18 protein-coding genes are annotated in these 23882 nt (G+C 50.1%); 13 read left to right on the forward strand and 5 right to left on the reverse strand.

Features of this window, described 5'->3' with window-relative positions; genetic code table 11:
- From WFJ73_RS18370 to WFJ73_RS18425, 12 genes are all read left to right on the forward strand, one after another.
- Complete coding sequence (locus WFJ73_RS18370) at window positions 1-513, forward strand: adenine phosphoribosyltransferase (protein WP_127494695.1); 513 nt, start codon at window positions 1-3, stop codon at window positions 511-513.
- Window positions 514-828: 315 nt separating this feature from the next.
- Window positions 829-1788: an ABC transporter permease gene (locus WFJ73_RS18375; RefSeq protein WP_336774429.1), complete on the forward strand. Its 960-nt coding sequence runs from the start codon at window positions 829-831 to the stop codon at window positions 1786-1788.
- Between the two features lie 37 nt (window positions 1789-1825).
- Window positions 1826-2725 (forward strand): carbohydrate ABC transporter permease, encoded by a 900-nt coding sequence (locus WFJ73_RS18380; RefSeq protein WP_336774430.1) that lies wholly within the window; start codon window positions 1826-1828, stop codon window positions 2723-2725.
- A 115-nt stretch (window positions 2726-2840) separates the two neighbouring features.
- Window positions 2841-4535: an extracellular solute-binding protein gene (locus WFJ73_RS18385; RefSeq protein WP_336774431.1), complete on the forward strand. Its 1695-nt coding sequence runs from the start codon at window positions 2841-2843 to the stop codon at window positions 4533-4535.
- Window positions 4536-4652: 117 nt separating this feature from the next.
- Window positions 4653-5456, forward strand: coding sequence for a response regulator transcription factor (locus WFJ73_RS18390; RefSeq protein WP_336774432.1), 804 nt, complete (start codon window positions 4653-4655; stop codon window positions 5454-5456).
- Between the two features lies 1 nt (window position 5457).
- Window positions 5458-7224: a sensor histidine kinase gene (locus WFJ73_RS18395; protein ID WP_336774433.1), complete on the forward strand. Its 1767-nt coding sequence runs from the start codon at window positions 5458-5460 to the stop codon at window positions 7222-7224.
- 119 nt (window positions 7225-7343) lie between these two features.
- Window positions 7344-9527: a RelA/SpoT family protein gene (locus tag WFJ73_RS18400; RefSeq protein WP_127494517.1), complete on the forward strand. Its 2184-nt coding sequence runs from the start codon at window positions 7344-7346 to the stop codon at window positions 9525-9527.
- A 17-nt stretch (window positions 9528-9544) separates the two neighbouring features.
- A complete protein-coding gene (dtd, locus tag WFJ73_RS18405; protein WP_127494515.1) occupies window positions 9545-9988 on the forward strand; it encodes a D-aminoacyl-tRNA deacylase in 444 nt (147 codons plus the stop codon).
- Between the two features lie 91 nt (window positions 9989-10079).
- Window positions 10080-10247: a hypothetical protein gene (locus WFJ73_RS18410; RefSeq protein WP_015845938.1), complete on the forward strand. Its 168-nt coding sequence runs from the start codon at window positions 10080-10082 to the stop codon at window positions 10245-10247.
- 717 nt (window positions 10248-10964) lie between these two features.
- The gene (gene hisS, locus WFJ73_RS18415; protein WP_336774434.1) at window positions 10965-12215 is read left to right on the forward strand and encodes a histidine--tRNA ligase; all 1251 of its coding nucleotides are present in this window, start codon (window positions 10965-10967) and stop codon (window positions 12213-12215) included.
- 24 nt (window positions 12216-12239) lie between these two features.
- Complete coding sequence (gene aspS / locus WFJ73_RS18420; protein WP_336774435.1) at window positions 12240-14042, forward strand: aspartate--tRNA ligase; 1803 nt, start codon at window positions 12240-12242, stop codon at window positions 14040-14042.
- Between the two features lie 84 nt (window positions 14043-14126).
- The gene (locus WFJ73_RS18425) at window positions 14127-14882 is read left to right on the forward strand and encodes a tRNA threonylcarbamoyladenosine dehydratase (protein ID WP_127494508.1); all 756 of its coding nucleotides are present in this window, start codon (window positions 14127-14129) and stop codon (window positions 14880-14882) included.
- Between the two features lie 292 nt (window positions 14883-15174).
- Here the strand turns inward: WFJ73_RS18425 and WFJ73_RS18430 are convergent, their stop codons facing one another.
- From WFJ73_RS18430 to WFJ73_RS18440, 3 genes are all read right to left on the reverse strand, one after another.
- Window positions 15175-18462, reverse strand: a complete 3288-nt coding sequence (locus tag WFJ73_RS18430; protein ID WP_336774436.1) for a PAS domain S-box protein — start codon at window positions 18460-18462, stop codon at window positions 15175-15177.
- A 154-nt stretch (window positions 18463-18616) separates the two neighbouring features.
- Window positions 18617-20104: a methyl-accepting chemotaxis protein gene (locus WFJ73_RS18435; protein ID WP_336774437.1), complete on the reverse strand. Its 1488-nt coding sequence runs from the start codon at window positions 20102-20104 to the stop codon at window positions 18617-18619.
- A gap of 39 nt (window positions 20105-20143) precedes the next feature.
- Window positions 20144-20713: a GNAT family N-acetyltransferase gene (locus tag WFJ73_RS18440; protein ID WP_336774438.1), complete on the reverse strand. Its 570-nt coding sequence runs from the start codon at window positions 20711-20713 to the stop codon at window positions 20144-20146.
- A 284-nt stretch (window positions 20714-20997) separates the two neighbouring features.
- Here WFJ73_RS18440 and WFJ73_RS18445 point away from each other — a divergent pair, with 284 nt between their 5' ends.
- On the forward strand, window positions 20998-22308 hold the full coding sequence (locus tag WFJ73_RS18445) for a replication-associated recombination protein A (RefSeq protein WP_336774439.1): 1311 nt from the start codon (window positions 20998-21000) through the stop codon (window positions 22306-22308).
- A 36-nt stretch (window positions 22309-22344) separates the two neighbouring features.
- On the opposite strand, the gene WFJ73_RS18450 is transcribed toward WFJ73_RS18445, so the two are convergent.
- Complete coding sequence (locus WFJ73_RS18450) at window positions 22345-23514, reverse strand: GHKL domain-containing protein (RefSeq protein WP_336774440.1); 1170 nt, start codon at window positions 23512-23514, stop codon at window positions 22345-22347.
- Window positions 23515-23811: 297 nt separating this feature from the next.
- Window positions 23812-23882, reverse strand: a 71-nt coding sequence (locus WFJ73_RS33420; protein ID WP_442955964.1) for an IS3 family transposase, incomplete at its 5' end; no start/stop codon positions are given.

Consider the following 23882-nt stretch of genomic DNA (forward strand, 5'->3'; position numbering starts at 1 on the left):
ATTAATTTCAAAGACTACATCCGGGTGATTCCCGATTTTCCGCAGCCAGGCATTAGATTCAAAGATATTACAACCCTTCTGAAGGATGGCGACGTATACCGTGCTGCTATCGAGGATATCCGTAAAGCGGTTGAACATCTGAAAATCGACATTATCGCAGGACCGGAAGCGCGCGGCTTTGTTGTTGGCGCTCCGCTTGCAACGGCGCTTGGCGTTGGTTTTGCGCCGATCCGCAAAAGCGGCAAGCTGCCTGGCGAGACGATTCAGGCTAGCTACGACCTGGAATACGGCAATGACAGCCTGGCGATGCATAAAGACGCGATTTCTCCAGGCCAACGCGTGCTTATTGCGGATGACCTGCTTGCTACAGGCGGTACGATCGCAACATCGATGAACCTTGTCCGCCAGCTGGGCGGCGAAGTGGTTGGCGCCGCATTCCTGATCGAGTTGTCCTACCTGACGGGCCGCGAGAAGCTCGAAGGCGTGGAAGTGTTCTCCCTCGTAACCTACTAAGATCAAGTCTTTACCTTAACTGTCCCTGACGCGTGAGCGAAAGGGGCAGTTTTTTGTTTTCATACACCTTTCAAGAGATGTAAGGTGGAAACGGATTCATTTTCCGGACTTAAATTGCAACCGCATACATCGGAATGGAGTGTTATGAAAAATAACATAAATCAATTGAAATGTATCATTTTTCGTTGGTCCGGCAAATAGAAACGAACCCTCTCTGATTCTAAAATATAAGCAAGGCACTCGCTTCTAGCTGAAGCTTGCGAAGCAAGAAACGCAACCAAAAACGTGTTGCCATTCTTTTTAGGGGGACAACGAATGACAGAGATCACCGCAGCCGTTGCAGAGAAAGAGCAAGCGCTAAAGCGCAAATCCAAGCTGGTACGGTTCGTTAAGCAATGGGATTTGCAGTTGATGGTTATTCCGGCTCTTCTGCTCATTTTCGTATTCAGTTACATACCAATGTACGGCGTATTGACCGCTTTCCAGGATTACAGCATCTTTAAAGGGTTTCTGGACAGCCCTTGGGCGGGGCTTAAGCATTTCGAAATGTTCTTCCATGCGCCTGAGTTTGAGCGGGTGATGCGAAATACGATCATCATCAGCGTATTGAAGCTCTTATTCGGCTTCCCGGCGCCAATCCTTCTGGCGCTTATGCTGAACGAGGTAAAGAATATGTACTTCAAGCGCGTTGTACAGACAGTGAGTTATTTGCCGCATTTCCTATCGTGGGTTATCGTGTCGGGCTTTGCGATGTCGATCCTGTCGGTGGAAAACGGCAGCCTGAATATCCTGCTCCAGTCCGTGCATCTCATAAAAGAACCGATCAGCTTCCTGTCCATTCCGGAATACTTCTGGACGATTATCGTAACGACGGGGGTCTGGAAGGAGATCGGCTTCAGCTCTATCGTCTACCTGGCCGCGATTGCCGGCATTGACCCAAACATGTATGAAGCGGCTTCCATCGACGGAGCAAGCCGGTTCAAGCAAATATTTATGATTACGATTCCAACGATCATGCCGGTCGTCATCATCTTCCTTATTCTCGCAATCGGCAACTTGCTTAGCGCTGGCTTTGAGGATCTGCTCCTGCTCGGCGTTAATCCGGTTCTAAGAGACGTATCGGATGTGCTGGATACGTACGTGTACAGAACGGGAATAACGGGACAGCGCTTCTCCTATGCGACGGCGGTTGGATTGTTCAAGGCCGTTATCAGCGTTGGCTTGCTCACGTTCGCCAATCTGCTGGCAAGAAGAACCGGCAACAGCTTATGGTAAGGCAAGCACATAATCGCATAAGGAGGACCGCCCGCGTATGAGAATCAAATCCAGCTTAAGCGATAAAAGCTTATCGATCTTTGTCTATATCAGCCTGACCGTTATCGCCTTCTTTACCTTTTATCCGTTCTGGAACGCCGCGGTAATCTCGTTTAACAAAGGTATGGATACGGCGCTTGGGGGCGTTACCTTCTGGCCGAGGGCATTTACGGTCGATAATTACGAAATCGTTTTCCAGGACAAACGGATTATCAACGGATTTTATATTTCCGTCATGCGGACGGTGATTGGCACAGCCTGCTCTATTCTGTTCACCGCCATATTCGCTTACGGCATGACCAAGCGAGAGCTGATCGGCCGCAAGTTTTATATGATCGCCTGCATTGTTACGCTCTACTTCAGCGGCGGCATTATCCCGACTTTCCTGTTAATCCGCGGTCTCGGCCTTATGGATAACTTTCTTGTCTTTATCATTCCGGGTTTGATCAGCGTATGGAACATGATTATATTCCGGACTTTCTTCCAGGGGCTTCCCAAAGGTCTCGAGGAATCGGCGCAAATCGACGGCTGCGGCTATTGGGCAACGTTCTTCCGCATTATTCTGCCGCTATCCGGTCCCGTTATCGCTACGCTCGCCTTATTTACGGCGGTGGGGCACTGGAACGATTGGTTTTACCCAAGTCTCTACATTACGAAGGAAAAGCTTATTCCCATTCAGACGATGCTTCAGCAGATTCTGAATTCCAATATTATGAGCGAGCAGTTCTCGCAGCTGGATTCCGCTTCCCAGAGCAGGCTCAGCTCGATGAAAAGCGTGACCAGCAAGTCGCTCTCGATGGCTACGATGATGGTGGCTACCATTCCGATTATCGCCGTGTATCCGTTCGTGCAGAAGTATTTCGTAAAAGGGGTATTGGTAGGCTCTTTGAAGGAGTAGGGAGCTTGCGTCCAACCAGCGTTTTCAACGTGAAACGGATACGCTTGCCGGGCAGCATGGATCGACAAATCCGCTTCCGCTGAACATAATTAAAAGCATGGGAGAGAGGGGTATTATGAAGATGAGCAGATGGAGGAAATCGGCAACGATTGGACTAGCAAGCGTAATGGCTATCACTTTGGCAATGACGGGATGCTCCAGCGGTAACGGAAACAAGACAAATAACGAACCGGCAGCGACAAACAGCCAAAAGCCGGCTGAAAGCGAGTCGCCCGCGAACACGGCTGGCGATTCGGGAGCATGGAAGCTTGGCAGCGAGCCGCTGAAGTTCTCTTTTTACGGGCATTACGATTGGTATTCGATGCCTGCCTGGGGCGGGGATGAAGCAACCAAATGGATTAAGGACAATATGAAGGTCGATATTACGCCGGTTCAATCGGGCGGCAATGCCGCACAGAAGCTGAACACCATGATTGCTTCCGGAGACCTTCCGGATGTCATCTGGATGGACCGCGGAGCGGATGTAGAGAAGCTGCGCGAAGCGGGCATGCTGGTTCCTTTTGACGATTATCTCGATAAATATCCGAACTTCAAGAAATGGGTCGGCGAAGAAGCAATCAATATGCTGCGTTCGAAAGACGGCAAGATCTATCAGTTCCCGAACTGGTATACGTCTCAGCCTAACGGCAACGCCGGCTATCTATTGAATAAAAAGATCTATGAGGAGCTCGGCAAGCCGGCTCTCGAAACAACGGATGATTTCTACAACTATCTGAAAATGGTCAAAGAAAAATATCCGAACGTAACGCCGTTTAACCCGGATTTGGCGATTGACGGCCAAGGACTAGACGTATTGTATTCGGCCTTCGGAGAGGATTACTCGCCGGCGTATGTTTCGAACCGTGCCGTGCCTAACGGCGATAAGCTTACTTCGCTGTTCCTTGACCCCGTCTTCCGTGAGTCGATGCAATTCGCAAGCAAGCTGTTCCGCGAGAAGCTGATGTCTCCGGATGCCCTGACGCAAACGAAGGATCAAGTGAAGGAGCAGGCCTATAACGGCACGGCCGCGGTATTTGCCGGTGCCAGCCCAACGGAATACGGCGCGGTTGGCGATGCCGAGCTGAAGAAGAAAGATCCGAATTCCGGTTACATGATGGTATGGCCGGTTCATAAAGCAGGACTCGATAAGAATAAAATTTGGGCAGGCACTTACACGCAGCTCGGCTGGAACGTAAGCGTTATTACCAAATCGGCTAAAGATCCGGAGAAAATTTTCGCTTTCCTCGATTACCTGACTGGTCCTGAAGGCACGCGCACCTTGTTCTGGGGTCCTGAAGGCATCTACTGGAAAGGCACGGACGCGGACGGTTCCCCAATCTTTACGGATGCTTACACCTCCGACGTGGAAGGCCGCACGAAAATGATGGATGCAACGGTTAACTTCCAATGGAACGGCAACACCGTCTTTATCGATACGTCCAAAATGAAATTCGAGCTGACCTTGCCTGAAGAGCAGCAATCTTGGGAAGCGCGCTGGCAAAATGCGATTACGTGGAAAACGCAGAAGAACGCTACGGAATTCATCAACCTTGCGCCGGCTCCGGATTCCGAGGAAGGCATTATCGCTCAAACCTTCGAGGAGCTATATAAAGAAGCTAGAGCAAAAGCGCTGTACGCGAAGAGCGATGAAGAAGTTCTTGCAATCCTCGACAAAGCGCAGAAGGATGCCGGAGCGATTGGCTATGACAAGCTGCTTGCTTACAAGACAACGAAATGGCAGGAAAATTTAAAAAGCATAAAAGGCAATTAACATCCAGGCTAATGCTGGAGTATAATTTGGTCAAGCGGTCGGCGCCGTCCCTATGCATAGGGGCGGTTCTGCCGTTTCACGGCTTAACCACTCTGCGGGAACGGGGGAAGATGCCTCATGTATAAGGTGTTGATTGCGGATGACGAAGTGCTTGATCTGGAAGGCATGCGTTTGTTTATTCCCTGGACAGAGCTTGGACTTGAGGTTGTGGCAGCCGTCAACAACGGCTTTGATGCTTATGAGGTGTTGAAGGGCGGGAAGATCGATATTCTCGTTACGGATGTACATATGCCCAGCATGTCCGGACTGGAGCTTGCGCGCAAGGCGCAGGAGACTGAATGCTGCTCGGGACTTAGAGTGATATTCGTCAGCGGGTATCAGGATTTCCATTACGTTAAGCAAGCTTTGTCTCTTCGGGCGTACAGTTATGTGCTGAAGCCGATGGACGACTCCGAACTTGTTGACGCGCTGGTTCATGTGACCAAGGAGCTGGATGAAGTATCGAGAAAGCAAGAGGAAGAAAGGCAATGGCGGGAGGCTGCCAAACGTACGGTTCCCCGTTATCAGCTGCTGCCGGAGACCGCTTCCGTTGAACCCGGCAAGCATACGAAGCTCATTCAAGAAGTCACCGCCTATATGAAGGAACATCTGAACCGTTCCCTGACGCTGAAGGAAGTGGCGGACCGGTTTGCTTTTTCCCCTAACTATTTGGGTCTGATGTTCAAGGAAGAGATGGGTGTAGGCTTCAGTGAATATGTCATCACGATGCGGATGGAAAGGGCGGGAGAGCTGCTGAAGGATCCGAAGGTGAAAATATATGAGGTGGCTGACCAGGTGGGTTACCGCTACATGCCTTACTTCAGCCGGCAGTTTAAAGAGACCTTTGGAATGACGCCAATCGAATTCAGGAGACACTGCTAATATGTTGCAATCGCCGCTTACTGGCACTAATCATCCCCGCAAATTTATTCCGTTTGGCATCAAGCTGCTGATCTCTTATATGATGCTGATCATTATACCGATCTTTCTGCTTGGTTATTTCGCAAGCGACATCATGACGGATTCGATCCGTTCGAACACGACGAATACCATTAAAGGAACATTGAAGCAAATCGAAGATAACGTCGTCTATAAATTGGAGGATACGGTCCGCTTATCCGATCTTCTCTATTATGATACAACCTTGTCGAAGCAGCTGCTCCACTACGAGGAGGGCTGGGTAAGCTATGAAGCAACAACCAAGCTGCTGCTTCCGAAGTTCCGGCAGACCATCGAATCGACGAACCGCAGCATGTGGCTGAGCGTTTATTTGCGCAACGAGACATTGCCGGAAGTTTACTACGACACCAAAAATATCGATCCTCTTGCCATGAAGGGCAAGTTCTTTGATCTGCTTCATTTGAACCGGATTACGCAGAAGCCCTGGTATAAATCATATCCGGCCGAGCAATACGGCGAAACGCTGCAGTGGAAGCAGATTGAGGATGACGGCCGCTACAAACGGATATCGCTGCTCCGGCGGTTAGTTGATCTGGAGTCGGCAAAGCCGAAAGAGATCGGCTTTATGCGGATCAGCGTCTATTTGTCCGATTTGTTCCAGAGCGTAGATTCCCGCAAGATTGGCGTAGGCAGCACCTTGTTTATTACCGATGGCAGCCGGAATATTTTGTATGCATCGGGAGCAACAGAGCAGTCGACGGAGCAATTGTGGGATGAGGGGAGAGGCAAAAACTATCTCGTTATCCGGCAACCGCTTCCCGGTCTGAACTGGAGTCTCACGGCTATGGTGCCATCCTCGGTGTTAGAGAAGGATACGCAAAAGGTCAAGCTGCTGACGTTGATTATTTGCAGTGCGAGCTGCGTACTGATTTTGCTAATGGCGACTTTTGTCTCGAGAACGTTTTCACGGCGGGTATTAAAAGTGATGTCCGTACTTCAATCCTTCCGTCAAGGAGACTTCCAGCGGCGGATTCATTACAGCGGCAACGATGAATTTACGACGATTGCATCTTCGCTTAATGAGCTGGGCAAACGAACGCAAAACCTGATTGAAGAGGTCTATACGACAAATTTGAAAAAGAAAGAGGCGGAGCTGGAAACGCTTCAAGCGCAGATCAATCCGCATTTTTTATATAATACGTTATCCTCGATCAGCCGGCTGGCCAAATTCGGGCAGGTTGAAAAGCAGCATCAGATGGTCATGAACCTGGCTAAGTTTTACCGCTTGTCCCTGAATGAAGGTCAGACCATTATTCCGATCGGCAAGGAAATCGAGCAGGTCCGGGCTTACATGGACATCCAGCAGATTAAATACGGCGACCGGGTCCGAATCGACTATAATATTTCCCCGGAAATTGTCGAACTCACGACCGTCAAGCTGATCGTACAGCCTTTTGTAGAGAATGTCCTCGAGCATGCTTGGCGCGGAGACCAGATTGATATACGGGTGAGCGGCTATCTGGAAGGGGAGGTTGTCCATTTGCTCGTTGCGGACAACGGCAACGGCATGCCTCAGGAGACGATTTTCCATATATTTAGCGGAGAAGGTGTGGAACGCGTAGGCTACGGAATCCGTAATGTACATGAGAGGATCCAGCTTTATTACGGCAAAGATTTTGGCGTGGCGATTGAGAGTGCGGAAGGAGAAGGTACACGTGTTCATATTCGCATTCCGGCCGAATCCGTTTAGCTTCCTTGCGCGAAATTTGGTGAGGGATGCAGGTTGACGCGGATGCCTACTTCCAGCATAATATTAAGAAAACTCGGAAAATGCGCGAATCGGAGTCAAGCGTTCGGAAAGGACAATTCATGGGCATAGAGCAGTTAATCGAAAAGGCGTCGGCCTATATAAAAGAACAGGATCTTGTACGCATCAGGGAAGCCTATGAATTTGCGGACCAAGCCCACCACGGACAAGTGCGCAAATCAGGGGAGCCTTACATTCTTCACCCTGTTGCCGTTGCGGAAATTATCGTGGATATGCAAATGGACGTACTGTCGATTATTGCAGCGCTGCTGCATGATGTGGTAGAGGATACGACAGTTGACCTTGAGGTCATCCGCGCGAATTTTGGCGAAACCTGCGCGATGCTGGTCGACGGACTTACGAAGCTCGAGAAGATCAAGTTCCGTTCGAAGGAAGAGCAGCAGAATGAGAATTACCGGAAGATGTTCCTGGCGATGGCGCAGGATATCCGGGTTATTCTGATCAAGCTGGCGGACCGCCTTCACAATATGCGCACGCTGAAGTTCCAGTCCGAGGAAGCACAGCGGCGTATCGCCTACGAGACTCTGGAAATCTTTTGCCCGATTGCTCACCGGCTCGGTATTTCCGCGATTAAATGGGAAATGGAAGATATCGCTCTGCGGTATTTGAATCCGCAGCAATACTACCGGATCGCGAATCTGATGAAGAAGAAGCGGGCGGAGCGCGAGCTGTTTATTTCCGATGTCATCGGCCGGATTAAAGAGAAGCTCGAAGAGATGGGCATCGATGGGGATATTTCGGGCCGTCCGAAGCATATATACAGCATCTATAAGAAAATGACCGTCAAAAACAAACAGTTTAACGAGATTTACGATTTGATGGCCATCCGGATTATCGTAGACAACATTAAAGATTGTTATGCCACGCTTGGCATTATTCATACGCTGTGGAAGCCGATGCCGGGTCGGTTCAAGGACTATATCGCGATGCCGAAGGCTAACATGTACCAGTCCTTGCATACGACGGTAATCGGACCAAACGGGGAGCCGACGGAAGTGCAGATCCGTACCTGGGATATGCACCGTACCTCCGAATACGGTATCGCAGCCCATTGGGCTTACAAGGAAGGCACGATTGTGCCAAACAACAATTTCGAGGACAAAATGTCCTGGCTCCGCGAAATTATGGAGCTCCAGAACGAAGCGCGCGACGCCTCGGAATTTATGGAATCGCTCAAGATGGACTTTTTCGCCGATCTTGTATTTGTATTTACGCCAAGCGGCGAAGTTATTGAGCTGCCTGCCGGCTCGGTACCGCTGGACTTTGCATACCGGATCCATACGGAGGTCGGCAACCGGACGATCGGCGCGAAGGTTAACGGAAGGATTGTACCGCTTGACCACAAGCTGAAGACCGGCGACATTATCGAGATTTTAACGTCGAAGCATTCCTACGGTCCTAGTCAGGACTGGGTGAAGATTGCACAATCTTCCCACGCGCGCAGCAAGATCCGCCAATGGTTCAAGCGCGAGAAGCGGGAGGAGAACGTGGCCAAAGGCCGCGATCTGCTCGAGCGCGAGCTGAAGCGCCTGGGCGTTGAGCCGTCTGCCTGGATGAGCGACGACAAGCTGCAGGAAGTGGCGAACAAGTTCAATTTCAACGATATTGAAGATATGATGTCGGCAATCGGATTCGGCGGCATTACAGCTGCCCAGATCTGTACGCGTCTGACGGAGAAGCTTCGCAAGGAAGCGGAGAAATCCAATCTGATTGAGCTGACCTCCGAGCCGAAGGAGATGAAATCTCCGGGCCACCGCAAGAACCGACCGACCAATGGCGTAACGGTAAAAGGAATCGACAACTTGCTGGTCCGCTTTGCGCGATGCTGCAACCCGGTTCCGGGCGATACGATTATCGGTTATATCACCCGCGGCAGAGGCGTGTCGGTTCACCGGATGGACTGCCAGAACATTCCGTTTAATTCGGAGGGCGAAGAGGCAGACCGCGTCATCGAGGTGGAGTGGGAGGATTCGATTGAATCCAACTATAGCGTAGATATCGAGATCACCGGTCATGACCGTTCGGGACTTCTGAACGAAGTTCTGCAGGCCGTGTCCGAGAGCAAAACGAATATCTCGGCGGTTACGGGCCGTTCGGTAAAAAACAAAATGGCCATGATTCATATGACCGTGCTTATCCGTAATATTGATCATTTGTCCTCTGTAGTAGAGAAAATCAAACGCGTTCAGGATGTTTACTCCGTTCAGCGCATTATGAACAGCTAGTTGGAGGTTTACCCGCAGTGAAGGTAGTTGTGCAACGCAGCAAGCAGGCAAGCGTAACCATCGACGGGGAAGTCGTTGGGGCAATCGATAACGGTCTCGTGCTTCTCGTCGGAATCACGCATGAAGACACGGAAGAGGATATCCGCTGGATGGCGGATAAGGTAGCGGGTCTGCGGATCTTCGAGGACGAGAATGAGAAAATGAACTTCTCCGTCGTTGACGTCGGCGGACAGATTCTATCGATTTCGCAGTTCACGTTGTACGGGGACAGCAGGAAAGGGCGGCGCCCGAACTTTATGGCTGCCGCACGTCCGGAGTTGGCAGAACCGCTCTACAATCGGTTCAACGAGCAGCTTCGTGCGGCTGGCTTGATTGTTGAGACGGGCCGTTTCGGCGCGATGATGGATGTTGCTCTCGTAAACTCGGGACCCGTGACATTAATTATCGACAGCAAGCAGTAAATAGCGGGTAAGATAGGCTCAGGCTGGCAACAATAGAGACAGGCATGGCTTAATCGGCCTCAAGTATCTGTTGGCAGAAGGAGCTTATCTTATGCATCAATCCCGCAAGGAACAAGGCGTGGAGCGGGCCTCCCGCAGACTTCTTCATACGGATCGCCGCGAAGCGATCGTGATGTCGAGGCTGGAGGAGCAAGTGGAGACGGCGGAGGAATTTTTCGCATTCCCTTCGAACCGGCGAGAGCCCGGCGGACGCATGTAAGTCGAACATAAGCGAAGGGCTGCTCTTGCCGGGCAGCTTTTTTGCTTCAAAGTCGAATGTTCGCAAATGAACCGCTTTCTATTTTGTAATATTACTGTAATGAGTTTATAACGGTTTTTTAACATCGCTATCCTATAATAAATCTCGACCCCCTTTTTAAAAATATAATTTCTGGACCTGCAACGATGGCTGCAGGTTTTTTTTTGTCCAAAAAGAGGCATACTGAGGAAATGTGATTGACTATTGACTTATTTTGTCGACACGGTTAGAATTAGGACTCAGTATATAAAATTCTGATTCGTTGATGGAACAAAGTAATCCCGTGCACGTACCCAGAGAGAGGCGCCTAGGCTGCAAGCGTCTTTATGGTGACAGGATGAATAGACCTTCCGGAGAACAGACGGTGAACGGATGATCCGCAGGATCATTGCCAATAGCCGATCTGCGTGTAACGGGCGTTAACCGTTAATGAGCGGACTGGATTGTCCGGAATATGGGTGGCACCACGGGAGTTCAACTCTCGTCCCTAACGATTAGCCTTTAACGGCATGTCGTTAGGGGCGGGAGTTTTTTGCGTGATTAAGAGTTGTTTTTTTAAGGATTATGCTTACGAAGCAAGAATCATCGCAAAAAACGCGACAATTCTTTTTAGGATTACGCTTACGAGGCAAGAATCATCGCAAAAAGACGCGACAATTCTTTATAGGAGGGTTTGCAATGGCTTTTCAAAAGTCACCGGGCACGCAGGATATATTGCCTGGAGTAGTTGAGCGCTGGCAGTATGCGGAGCAGAAAGCCCGCGACATTTGCCGACGCTTTAATTTCCGTGAGATTCGTACGCCGATCTTTGAAGCTACGGAGCTGTTCCAACGCGGCGTAGGCGAAACGACGGATATCGTGGAGAAAGAGATGTACACCTTCACGGACCGCGGCGATCGCAGCATTACGCTACGTCCGGAAGGAACGGCGGGCGTTGTCCGTTCGTACGTCGAGAACAAATTGTACGGCGAACCGGATGTTTCGAAGCTGTATTATATCGGCCCGATGTTCCGTTATGAGCGCCAGCAGGCCGGCCGATACCGCCAGTTCCACCAATTCGGGATCGAAGCGCTTGGATCGGTGGAGCCGGCGATTGACGCGGAGGTTATTGCGCTCGGGTATACCTTCTACACGGAGGTAGGTCTAAAGGGCGTACGCGTGGAGATTAACTCCGTTGGCACGCCCGCGGTTCGCGCAGCCTTCCGGGAGAAGCTGCTTGCTTTCCTTATGCCGATGCGCGAGCAGCTCTGCAAGGACTGCCAGTCCCGTATGGAGCGTAATCCGCTTCGCGTACTCGACTGCAAGACCGATCAGGCCCGCTTTGAAGAGGCGCCATCGATTCTCGACAGCTTGGACGAGGAATGCAATACCCACTTTGACAAGGTAAAAACGTACCTGTCGGATATGGGCATTCCATTCTCGATTAATCCAAGACTTGTTCGCGGCCTTGATTATTACACGCACACCGCTTTCGAATACAAAGCGGAGGGGATCGGCGCAATCGATACGATTGGCGGCGGCGGCCGTTATAACGGACTTGTAGCCGAGATCGGCGGACCGGATCAACCGGGCGTAGGACTTGGTCTTGGCCTTGAACGCACGATTATGCTGCTTGAGCATCAACAAGCCGAGCTGGACAACGCTCATCAGATTGACGTGTACGTGGTAGCGCTGGGCGAAGCGGCAGAACGGGAAGTAACAAGACTGGTCTACGAGCTGCGCACCTCCGGTATCCGCGCGGAACGGGACTATCTGGGCCGTAAAATGAAGGCGCAGATGAAATCGGCAGACCGTCTGCAAGCCCGGTATACGGCTATCCTCGGCGATGACGAACTTGCGCGCGGCGAGATTGCCTTGAAGGAAATGGCAACTGGCGAGCAACGCGTTGTGGCGCTTGCAAGCCTTGCTTCTGAACTGAAATCCAACTAATAACAAAGGGGAGTTACATCCATTATGATGCTGAAAACTCATCAGTGCGGCACCTTAACAAAAGCCAACATTGGCGAAGAAGTAACATTGAACGGCTGGGTACAACGCCGCCGTGACCTTGGCGGTGTCTTGTTCATCGACCTGCGCGACCGTACAGGTATCGTGCAAACCGTATTTAACCCTGATTTCTCCGGCGAAGCCCTGGCAATCGCTGATCGTGCACGTAACGAATTCGTACTGGCTGTTAAAGGTACGGTTGTAGAACGTGATGCTGAAACAGTTAACAAAAACCTGGCAACAGGCGAAATCGAGATCCGCGTTACGGAGATCGAAGTAATCAACGCGGCAAAGACGCCTCCATTCCCAATTGAAGACGGCGTTGAAGTAGACGAATCGCTTCGCCTTAAATACCGTTACCTTGACCTGCGCCGTCCGGAAATGCATAAAACACTCTTGCTTCGTTCGAAAGCGGCAAAAGTATTCCGCGACTTCCTTGACGGTGAAGGCTTTATCGACGTTGAAACGCCAATCCTGACGAAAAGCACGCCTGAAGGCGCTCGTGATTACCTGGTACCAAGCCGCGTTCACGAAGGCGAATTCTTTGCATTACCGCAATCGCCGCAAATCTTCAAGCAATTGCTGATGGTCGGCGGTATTGAGCGCTACTACCAAATCGCTCGCTGCTTCCGTGACGAAGACCTTCGCGCAGACCGTCAACCGGAATTCACGCAAGTCGACATCGAGACTTCGTTCCTGACGCAAGATCAATTGCTCGGCATGATGGAGCAGCTGATTGCACGCCTGTTCCGCGAAACGATTGGAGTAGAGGTTGAGCTTCCGATCCAACGCATTACTTATGCGGATGCAATGAACAAATACGGCTCCGACAAGCCGGACCTTCGTTTCGGCATGGAAATCGAAGATATTACCGATATCGTTGCGACAAGCGACGTTAAAGTGTTCGCAAGCGTTGCGGCAGGCGGCGGCGTCGTGAAGGCGTTCAACGCAAAAGGCTGCGGCCATTGGAGCCGCAAAGAGCTTGACGATCTGCAGCCGTTCGCTGCCCGTTACGGCGGTAAAGGCCTGGCATGGATCACGATTAAAGACGGCGAGTGGAAAGGTCCAATCGTTAAATTCTTGAAGCCGGAAGAAATCGCGGCATTGACTGAACGTCTGAACGTTGAAGAGGGCGACCTCTTGACATTCTCCGCCGATAAAGCAAAAGTTGTTGCCGACGTTCTTGGCAACCTGCGTCTGAAAGTCGGCCGTGAGCTGGGTCTGATCGACGACTCCAAGTTCAAGTTCGTGTGGGTGGTTGACTTCCCTATGCTCGAGTGGGACGAGGAAACAAAACGTTACGTAGCGGTTCACCATCCGTTCACGCGTCCGAAGGAAGAAGACCTTCACCTGTTCGAGACGGATCCGGGACAAATCCGCGCGCAAGCGTACGATATCGTTCTGAACGGCTACGAAGTTGGCGGCGGTTCGATGCGTATCTACAAGCGCGATATTCAGGAAAAAATGTTCGGTGCGCTTGGCTTCAACATGGAAGAAGCGCATGAAAAGTTTGGCTTCCTGCTTGACGCATTCGACTACGGTACGCCTCCGCACGGCGGTATCGCATTTGGCTTCGACCGTCTCGTTATGCTGCTGACAGGCCGCACGAACCTGCGCGAGACCATCGCATTCCCGAAAACGGCAAGCGCAACCGACCTGCTCTGCGATGCACCGTCTCCGGTCGAGCTGTCGCAGCTTGAGCAGCTTCATATCCGTACTGTTCTGAAGCCTAAGCCGGAAGCGGCTGCTGCAGGCAATAAGCAAGCTTAAGCTTATGCTTTCGATGTAAGAATCATCACGAACAGCCATAAGGCTGTTTAGGTGACAATTCTTTTTAGGAGGCGGCAACGAATTATGCTGCATCAATTTTCTCGTACCGAGCTTGCGATTGGCCCGGAAGGCCTCGACGTGATGAGAGGGAGTACCGTCGCCGTGCTTGGCATCGGCGGCGTAGGCTCCATCGCGGCCGAGGCTCTTGCCCGGACCGGCGTAGGCCGAATCATCCTGATTGATAAGGATGTTGTGGATATTACAAACGTGAACCGCCAGATTCATGCGCTCACCACAACGGTGGGACAACCGAAGGCTGATCTGATGCGCGACCGGATTAAGCTGATTAATCCGGAATGCGATGTCATCTCCCTGCGGATGTTCTATACGGAAGAGACGTATGAGCAGCTGTTTGCTTATGAGCTTGATTATGTCGTGGATGCTTCGGACACGATCTCGTATAAAGTCCATCTGATCAAGGAATGCCTGGAGCGGAAAATTCCGATCATCTCCAGCATGGGTGCCGCCAACAAGATGGATCCGACTAGATTCACGGTTGCGGACATCTCGAAGACGCATACGGATCCAATCGCGCGCGTCGTACGCACGAAGCTGCGTAAGGACGGCATTAAGAAAGGCGTGAAGGTGGTCTTCTCCGACGAGCTGCCCAAGAAGCCTCGCGAAGACGTGACGCAGCGCATCGTGCCGGAGAATGCTCCGGAGATCCGCAAAGCGAAGCAGCCGCCTGCGAGCAACGCCTTTGTGCCTCCGGTTGCCGGACTTATCATGGTAAGCGTAGTGGTGCAGGATCTTTTGGCGAAGCATGGAATTGAAGTATAGAGGGAAGGCTGTCCTTTTGGGCAGCCTTTTTATTTTTGTAGCATGGGGATGATGGATTTACAGGAAAGTATCTCCTTCCGGCTGCTGTTGCTGGTGATTTGCATGAACAATGTCTAAGGTAGCAAATCACCAGCAAAGGCAAACGCTGCGCTCCTCCAGGAGATACTTACCTTCCAATCCATTCCCACACGAACCAAAACAATAGCAAGCAATCACAATGCCAATAGATCCTGCGGGGGAGGGGCAGAAAGAAAACCGCAAGCGGGGGATTCGCTTGCGGTTCTTTTTGAGATTAGAGGGAGGAGCGATGGTCGGAGAAGGCACGAAGATATGGAATGCTGTCTTCTTTTATGAATCTGCAGCCGGGAACAATCGGGTTCTTCATAAGCTGCACGGATAACGCGTGGAGAACACGGGTTAACGGCGTTCGTTCATGGCCATCGATCTGGAATTCCAAGCCGTATTGATAAATGCCGGGTTCCGGCTCCTTTAGCCAGACAACCTTGCCGTATAGCTTAAAGGTTTTGTAGAGAAGCTGAGCTTCTATCTCTAACAGAATTCCGGGATGGACGGCAAGCTGGATGGAAGATAAGAATCGCAAGCCTCCCGCTCCTATATTTTCGATGACGATTTCCGTTTTGCCAAGCTCAATGCTTCTGCCGTTTATCTCGATGACGGTCATTAAAGCACTGATAGGGTGAGGGAGATGAACCCGGAAATAAGCCCGTCTGTTCTCGAATGGGGCATCGGCTCCTTTGATAAGGGGAGTCAGGAATCTGCGCTTTAGCAATTCGGCAAACGCTTCGGCTTGCACGGGTCTGCTGAACAGATAGCCTTGAACCAGATCGCATTTCAGAAGTTTGAGAATATGAAGCTGTTCCTCGGTCTCTACCCCTTCCGCGACAACCGACATGTTCATATGCTGGGCGAGTTGAATAATCGTGCTAATAATAGCATTATCGTCGCTGCCTTGATGCAGGTCATGAATAAACGACCGGTCAATCTTCAGAATGTTGATCGCATGCTTGAATCGTTTCAGATAGGATAAGGAAGAGTAGCCCGTTCCAAAGTCGTCAAGCGAGATGGTAACGCCAAGCTTGTTCAGCGCATCAAGGGTATGCATGACCGTTTCCGCATTTTCAAGCAGCGAGGATTCCGTAATTTCAATCTCCAGGTAACGGGGTTCCAGCTCGGTCTCGGCCAAAATCTGCCGGGTGGCATCCAAAATATCTTTGGATAGAAACCGTTTTGCCGTTACGTTAATCGAGATCGGAATAGGTTTTAGACCCGCAAGCTGCCACTCTTTGTTTTGCCGGCATACCGTACGCTTAACCCAATTTCCAAGCGACACGATTAATCCGGTTTCTTCCGATATCGGTATAAACTCATTTGGTGCTATCAGTCCCCACTCAGGATGATTCCACCTAATTAACGCCTCCGCGCCAACGATTTCGCCCGTATGGATATTCACCTTGGGCTGATAATACATCACCAGCTCGTCACGTTGAATAGCCTTGCGGAGATCCTTCTCGAGCGTAAAGATTTTGTAGGTCTGCACGTTCATCGAGGAGGTGAAAATCTGATAACCGTTTTTACCAAGGTCTTTAGCCCGATAAAGAGCGGAGTCGGCTTTTTTCATCAGAGTAGAGGAATCGTCCCCGTCGTTAGGATAGATGCTGATTCCTACGCTCGTTGTAATAAAGAGCTCGTGATCTTCGATATAAAAGGGCTCTCGGGTCTTCTCGATAATACGCCTCGCGACCTCGATCGCGCTGTTATTGTCCCGGATATGCGGAAGAATGACGGTAAATTCATCCCCGCCCATTCTTGCCGCAAAATCGTTCTCCCTGATCTGCTCCTGCAGCCGTTTGGCAAAGGCAATCAACAGCTGGTCTCCAACGGCATGCCCTAATGAGTCATTGATATATTTGAAGCGGTCCATGTCGAGATACATGACCGCGAAATGACGGCGGGTTATCTTGGCTGTCTCCAAGGTATTCTCCAGTATCTCTTCGAACTTTCTACGGTTAGGCAGCTCGGTTAAGGAGTCGTGATAGGCGAGAAAAGCATTCAATTCCTCGGCCCGTTTCCGCTCCGTTACATCAAGGATGGTACCAATGACGGCAGGGGAGCCTTGATACATGATCCGGTTGGAATACATTTCGACATCAAGCATTTTCCCTTCCGCCGTTAACACGCGGAGAGGATGCCGGATGGCATCCGATTCGTTATACAGGATTTGAATGTTTCGTTTTACAAACGAGTAGTCGTCCGGATACACAATGTCCCAAATGCTCATTCCGATAATCGCTTCTTTATAACCAAGCATGTCTATCAGATGGGGATTGGCATACAAGATGATATTTTTTTGAATAATGTAGACGCCAACAATCGATTTTTCCACCAGGCTGCGGTATTTGGATTCGGCTTCGATGAGGGCGTTCTCGGCTTGTTTTCTTGTTGTGACGTCTTTGGCGATGGAATAAATCCCGACAATACGGTTGTCAACCTTGATAGGAAGCTTTGTCAGTTTCATGTAAACGAGATGACCTTGCTTATGCAGGCATTCCAGTTCGTAGCTCTGGACCGTGCCCTGCAGTGCCTGATCGAAATAGAATTGGGCTTTATCCCTTTCATATTCGGCAATCAAGTGACTATAGTTGGAATACAATAATTCCTCTCTGGAGTAGCCTAATATATTTTCAAGCGCGGAGTTGCAATCCATAAAGTTGCCGTTCAAATCAAAATAAGAGATCGCATCGGGGTTCTGTTCAAACAGGGATTCGTAGCGTTGTTTGTTAATCTGAAATAATTGCTTGTTTTTTGTTTCGTCCGAGATATCGTTGCTTATTCCAATGATGCCCGTAATTTGCTCATGCATAAAAATGGGGGAGAGGGTCGTGATGACATCAACGCTATGCCCGTTTTTGTGAAGAATGGCAATTTGAAAAGACAGAGTTTCGCCTTCAAGAGCCCTCTGGTTATAAGCCATCGTTTGCTCAAGGTCCCCAGGCTTAATGAATTGACTAAAGTGGACATGCTCCTCTTTGCCGTAGCCGGTTAATTTAACGGCCGCATCGTTCACGTCAAGGACGTTGCCTTGCAAATCGATGATAAAGGCAGCGCTGAACATATTTTTTAACAGGGAAATGTATCTCTGCTCCATTAATTTGATTTCCGACAGATCCTTCGCAATGGCGTAGAAACCATCGATTTGATCGTTCATCTTTCTTGGGAAAGCGGTAACCGTCAAGTCGATGAATTGGCCCGTTTTATGAAGAACGCGGATTTCGAAAATTTGAATTTCGCCATGCAGCAGCTTTTCGAAATGCTCCTTTGCCCGTTGATGCTGATTGCCCGGTAAAAGGGAACCGTAAGTCATAGGCTTGAACTCTTCCAGGGTGTAACCTAATGTATTCGTAAAGGCCTGATTCGCTTCGGTCAGCCGTCCGTTATGATCGAATAGCAGAAAGATGTCTGACCGATGATCAAACAAGGACGTATTAAACAACTCGGAAAGAATCGGGATATCCTCTTGTCTCTTATTTTTCTTCAAGAAATCCAGCTTAAATAAACTCATATAAGTATTCCGCCCACCTGCAACTATGTATGTTGAATCATTATATCAAGCTTTGTATTTTTTTGTCGATTTACTATGAGAAGTCATTAATGGACGGGGCTGTTAATCGAACAAAAACCGCAAGCGGAATCCGCTCGCGGTTTTGTTGTTCACGTTATTTGGTTGTTGGTTCAACTAATTGCTTAAGCTCGGAGATCAAGACATCGAGCTGCGCGTAACCTTCCACGAGATGGCCGATCTTCACATCCTGCGTTTCCATGCTGGCGCAAACCTCTTCAACGGATGCCATATTCTGCTCGGTTATGGAGGCCATGCCCGTCATCTCGTCTGAGATGGAGGAATACTGGTCATACAACTGTTTAGAGGATTCGCCAACGGTATCGGATTGCTGCTTAACCTGCTCGGTATTGCTGTTGATCCGCTTGATAATGCTCTCTACCTTTTGCGATGCTTCGTAGCTGGTATCCACAGCCTGCTGACCGAGATGCACCTGCTCGCTTACGGCTGTAACCGACGTATGGATGGTGCTCAGAATGCTCGTAATCTCTCCGGCTGCAATATGCGCGTTATCAGCGAGCTTGCGAACCTCGCCGGCAACAACGGCAAAACCTCGGCCATGCTCGCCGGCGCGGGCAGCTTCGATTGCCGCATTCAGGGACAGAAGATTCGTCTGCTCGGAAATCTCCCGGATCGAGCCAACGATCGAGCTTACTTGCTCGTTCTGCTCAATCAACTGCTCCATCAGGGAAACGGTCTGGGCGATAATCGCCTTGACGCTGTTCACATCCGTTGTTAAGGTCTGGATCAGCTCATTGCCTTCTACGGTAAGCACGGCCGTATCCGCGGAATATTGCTGCAATTGCGTTGAGCCTTCGCGAAGCTGGGAGACGGCCGTTTCAATCGTGTGGGCAGAATCGCTGACGTTAAGCACCATGCTAGTCTGCTTCTCAATGGAGGCGGACATTTCCGCAAAGGTAGTAGTGACCTCGCGCGAGATCTGACCGGTCGATTCGACGGTGCCTTTCTGTTCGTTACTGAATTCGCCAAGAATAAGAATCATCGATTTGAGCTTCTCGACGACCTTTTCGGTAAGCTCCTTCGCTTCCAGCGCTTCGCGCCGCTCGCTTGTAACATCGGACTGCAGGCGTTGACTGAATTTCGCGGAGAAGGAGAGCGCGACCGTCGCAAAGATCAGATATAGGAACAGATAGAGCAGGGAATCATTCGGGAACAACTGCTGCTGCAAATCGGGATCCAGGAAAATGTACGTGCTGACGCCCATGCCGAGAACGCCTGTGAAAATGATGGGTTTATAATCCGCATAGAGCGTCATGACGGCAATATTAACGTAGACGAGGAAATATGTACTTATAATCGGATGCGGATCGGATACGATCAGCAGCACCGTTAAGGCGGTTAGAATGACCGGAACGACGTACATGATGTACTGGACCATAATCCGTTTGTAAGTCATAAAGGTTGCCAGGCCGCAGCTGATAAGGCCAACGACAGCCAGCAGAACAATCATATCCGTCCCGAGACCCGCACCTAGATCGGCGAGAAGGCCCAGGGCAAGCAGTCCCCATAAAATTTTTACAAATAAACGATTCCGTTTGTCGAGTATAAGCTGATCTTTGGTCATAGTCGTGATCTCTACCTTTACACAGTGGTTTTATAATGCTTACATGGCTCTGCTGGCAGATCTGGTATGCGAGGCGGACGGATAGTCCAGCCAGTTGTATTGTTCTTTATTTCGGTAGATCGATTCCATGTCGAAAATAACGGGAATGACGTCATCTCCTTTGTAGAACGTTTTGCCGCCAACCTTTTCCATCGGAACACGGAAAGTAATTCGTAAAGCACGGTAGAATACGGGCTCCAGCAGCGATATAAAGTAGCGGAAATTGTACTTCTCGGCACAGTATACGGCGGAAGATAATAAATCCGAGATCGGCTGTTGTCCTCTATGATGCTGCAAGACTGCGATTTTATCGATTTCCGCTACGCGGGTGGGATCTTCGGTGATTTTGTCATGCTGATGGAAAGGAGCGACCGTATCGATCTCGTTAAGGCCGGGCAGGTAAGGCTTAATTTCGGACGTTCCTACGCATTGTCCATCCTCGGCTACAGCCAGGTACCGTTCGACGACCTGTGCCGCATGCTCGAGCTCATAGCCCTTTTCCTCCCATACAGAGACCCAAATGCTGTTGAACACCGCTAATTCCCATTCGCTCTTCACAGATTTGAACAAAACACAACTCTCCTTATCCTCTCTCTCTGTCTAATGTTTTTTATCTCTTTAAGTTCCCTCTCGTGGCTTGCCATCCATTTTGCACGGCATGACAAAGGAAATATATTCCTGTAATTTATATCGGCTCTTTAGTAGTGAAATATTATAGTAATACCTACAAATTAACTAGGTTTTAACAAAAAAATATGGCAACAGTCCCATTTCCGGGTGGTAGCGAACGTATGTGCGAGTATGCTATCATCATAGTAACGTATTTATGCAGGTAAAAAGGTTGTGACTTCATAATGGACTTATTCTCCTATCAGGAGGCGGAGACGCCGCGGGCAAGACTGCTTGCCGATCGAATGCGGCCGGAGACGCTGGATGACTATATCGGGCAAGAGCATATCATTGGAGCGGGCAAGCTGCTGCGCCGGGCGATAGAAGGCGACCAGGTATCGTCGATCCTGTTGTACGGCCCTCCGGGCTGCGGCAAAACGACGCTCGCGAATATTATATCGAAACGTACGGCAGGGGAGTTCGTCAAGCTAAACGCGGTAGACGCGTCGGTGAAGGACGTCAGGGAAGTCATTGACACGGCGAAGACAAACAAGCTGATGTACGGCAAAAAAACGATTTTGTTCCTCGATGAGGTACACCGGTTTAACACGTCTAGGCAGGACGCGCTGCTGCCGGCCGTTGAGCAGGGGATCATTATATTTATCGGGGCAACGACGGAGAATCCGTTCCATCATGTGAACGGGGCGCTGCTGTCCCGCTCAACGCTGTTCCAGCTGGAACCGCTTAATGAGAAGCATGCGCTGGAGGCCATGAAGCGGGCTTTGACGGACAAGGACCGCGGGCTTGGCTTTATGACGCTTCATGCCGAGGAAGAGGTACTTCAGCACATCGCGGCGATGGCGGGCGGCGATATCCGCCGCGCGCTGAATGCGCTGGAGCTCGCAGCGGTAACAACGCCTTCGGAGCCGGACGGTTCGGTCCGGATTACGATGGAGGTTGCGCAGGAATCGATCCGGAAGCCAACCGTCAGGGCGGATACGTCTACGCAGTATGATGTTCTGTCGGCGTTCCACAAGAGTATCCGGGGCTCGAGCGATGCCGCCTTGTTCTGGTTTCTTTATGCGGTCGAAAAGCTTGGCATGGATCCGATGACTTTCCTCAGGCGGCTTATCGTGGCCTGCAGCGAGGATATCGGTCTTGCCAATCCGCAGGCGATGGTGCAGGCGGTAACGGCTATGGATGCATACCATAAGATCGGCTGGCCGGAGGCGAAATACAATATTGCCCAGGCCATATTGTTTGCGGTCGAGAGTCCAAAGTCGAATGCGGCAGCGATTGCGATCGGTAAAGCGATGTCCGTGATCGAGGGGGCGGGACAAGCCGAAGTGCCGCTTCATCTGCGGGATACGCATTACAAAGGCGCCCAGCAGCTTGGTCACGAGGGTTACAAGTATCCGCATGATTACCCCGGCCATTACGTGAGTCAGCAATATTTGCCGGACAACTTAAAGGGTGTAACGATCTACAAAGCGACCGAGCAGGGGATGGAAGGGAAAATACGCCAGAACCAGGAGCTTCGGCAGCGGAAAAAATAATAGGAAAGGACCTTCCGACGGAAGGTCCTTTTTTTATTAGAGCGTAATTTGAATCTTTACGGTTTCGTTCTCATAACGGAAGCGGATATCGCCGTTATATTTATGAACCGTCTTTGCGATAATCGACAGCCCGTTGCCACGCATCGCGTTTGGATTCGCTTTAGTCGTATATCCGTCCGTGTGGAACAAGTTCTTCTGATCCTTCGCGTTTAAGATTGCCGGATTTTCTACCGTATAGACGGTTTTTACGCCCTTGGAGCGGGAGGTCACTAAAATACGCCGCGGCAGCTTGCCTTCGTAAACATCTGTAGCTTCAATGGCATTGTCGAGCAGGTTCGAGAATATTTTGACCAGATCCATCGATTCGATTTTGCTGAATTCATCGGTATCGGTCTCAAACTGCATCTCAATGCCTTTGGATTGAGCCAGCTCCCATTTGCTCTGGAACAAGATCAGAACAACGGGATTATTGATTTTCATCGATAGATCAAGAGCCCTGGAGTCGGCAGCCATCTGCTTCAAATATTCCGTAGCTCTGTCATACTTCTTCAAGGTTAATAAGCCGTGAAGAACCTGAAGATGGTTCATCCGGTCATGACGGCTGGACTTGATGGAATCGATGACTTTTCCCATTTCGGAAATATATATTTGCTCGGATTCGTAAAGATCCTGCTTCAACCGGGTTTTGTGCCATTTTCTAAGGACGAAAAAGGCGAGCAGCAAAATGACGGCAAAAAGAATGTCGATGGTGAAGACGACCTTGTTGCTGTTAATAACCTCTTGGCTGATGGATTCCAGCTGGCTGGCATCAATATCGATGGCCATGACGCCAAGCAGCTTCCCGGACTCGCTGACAATAGGCACGCCAATTGACAAATAGACGCCATGCGACTCATCCTTGATGATGTCGGTATAATACACCAAGCCGTCTTTCGCCTGATTGACCTGTTTGGGCGGCACGGTGCAAGCGGAGCCAATCGGCAGCAGCTCGGACGAAGTAGGAACCGCCGACAGCATCACCTTGGCTACATCCGTGTCATCCAGAAGCAGGGTATAGACGTACAAAGCATGGATCCGGGAGCGGTACTCCTCGAGATACTGAATGATGGCGGAATCCGGCTGCTTGGTTTGCAGGAAACGTTCGTACGCGGATTTATCAAGTCCGTCAGCCATATCTTTCGCAATGGTAATATACTGCTTGGCCAACGTCGTCTGCGTTGCGTTTCCCGTCGAGTAGTAGGTTAGAACGAGCTTTGAGCATGTTAAAATACTCAATATACTAAAGGAAGTTACTAAAAAAAGCAGTTGCCTTCGAGAATTCATGGTAATAATCCTTTTCAGAATAGATTGTATGCATAAATATACATATTTTGTATCTATAAAAATCGTCTAATCTTCATTATTAATCAAATTCATACCTACATCAACCCTTATTTTTCGGAAAATAAAAAGGACCCCGCCAGTAAACTGGACCCTACGTCAAGGACACTTTGAAAAAAAGGGTTAAGCCGCCGACAAAAGATGATTCCTGTATTGAACAGGGGTCATCTTTTTTAATCCCCATTGATATCTGT

The sequence above is a fragment of the Paenibacillus sp. MMO-58 genome (assembly GCF_037146255.1).
In the GTDB taxonomy this organism is placed as follows: domain Bacteria; phylum Bacillota; class Bacilli; order Paenibacillales; family Paenibacillaceae; genus Pristimantibacillus.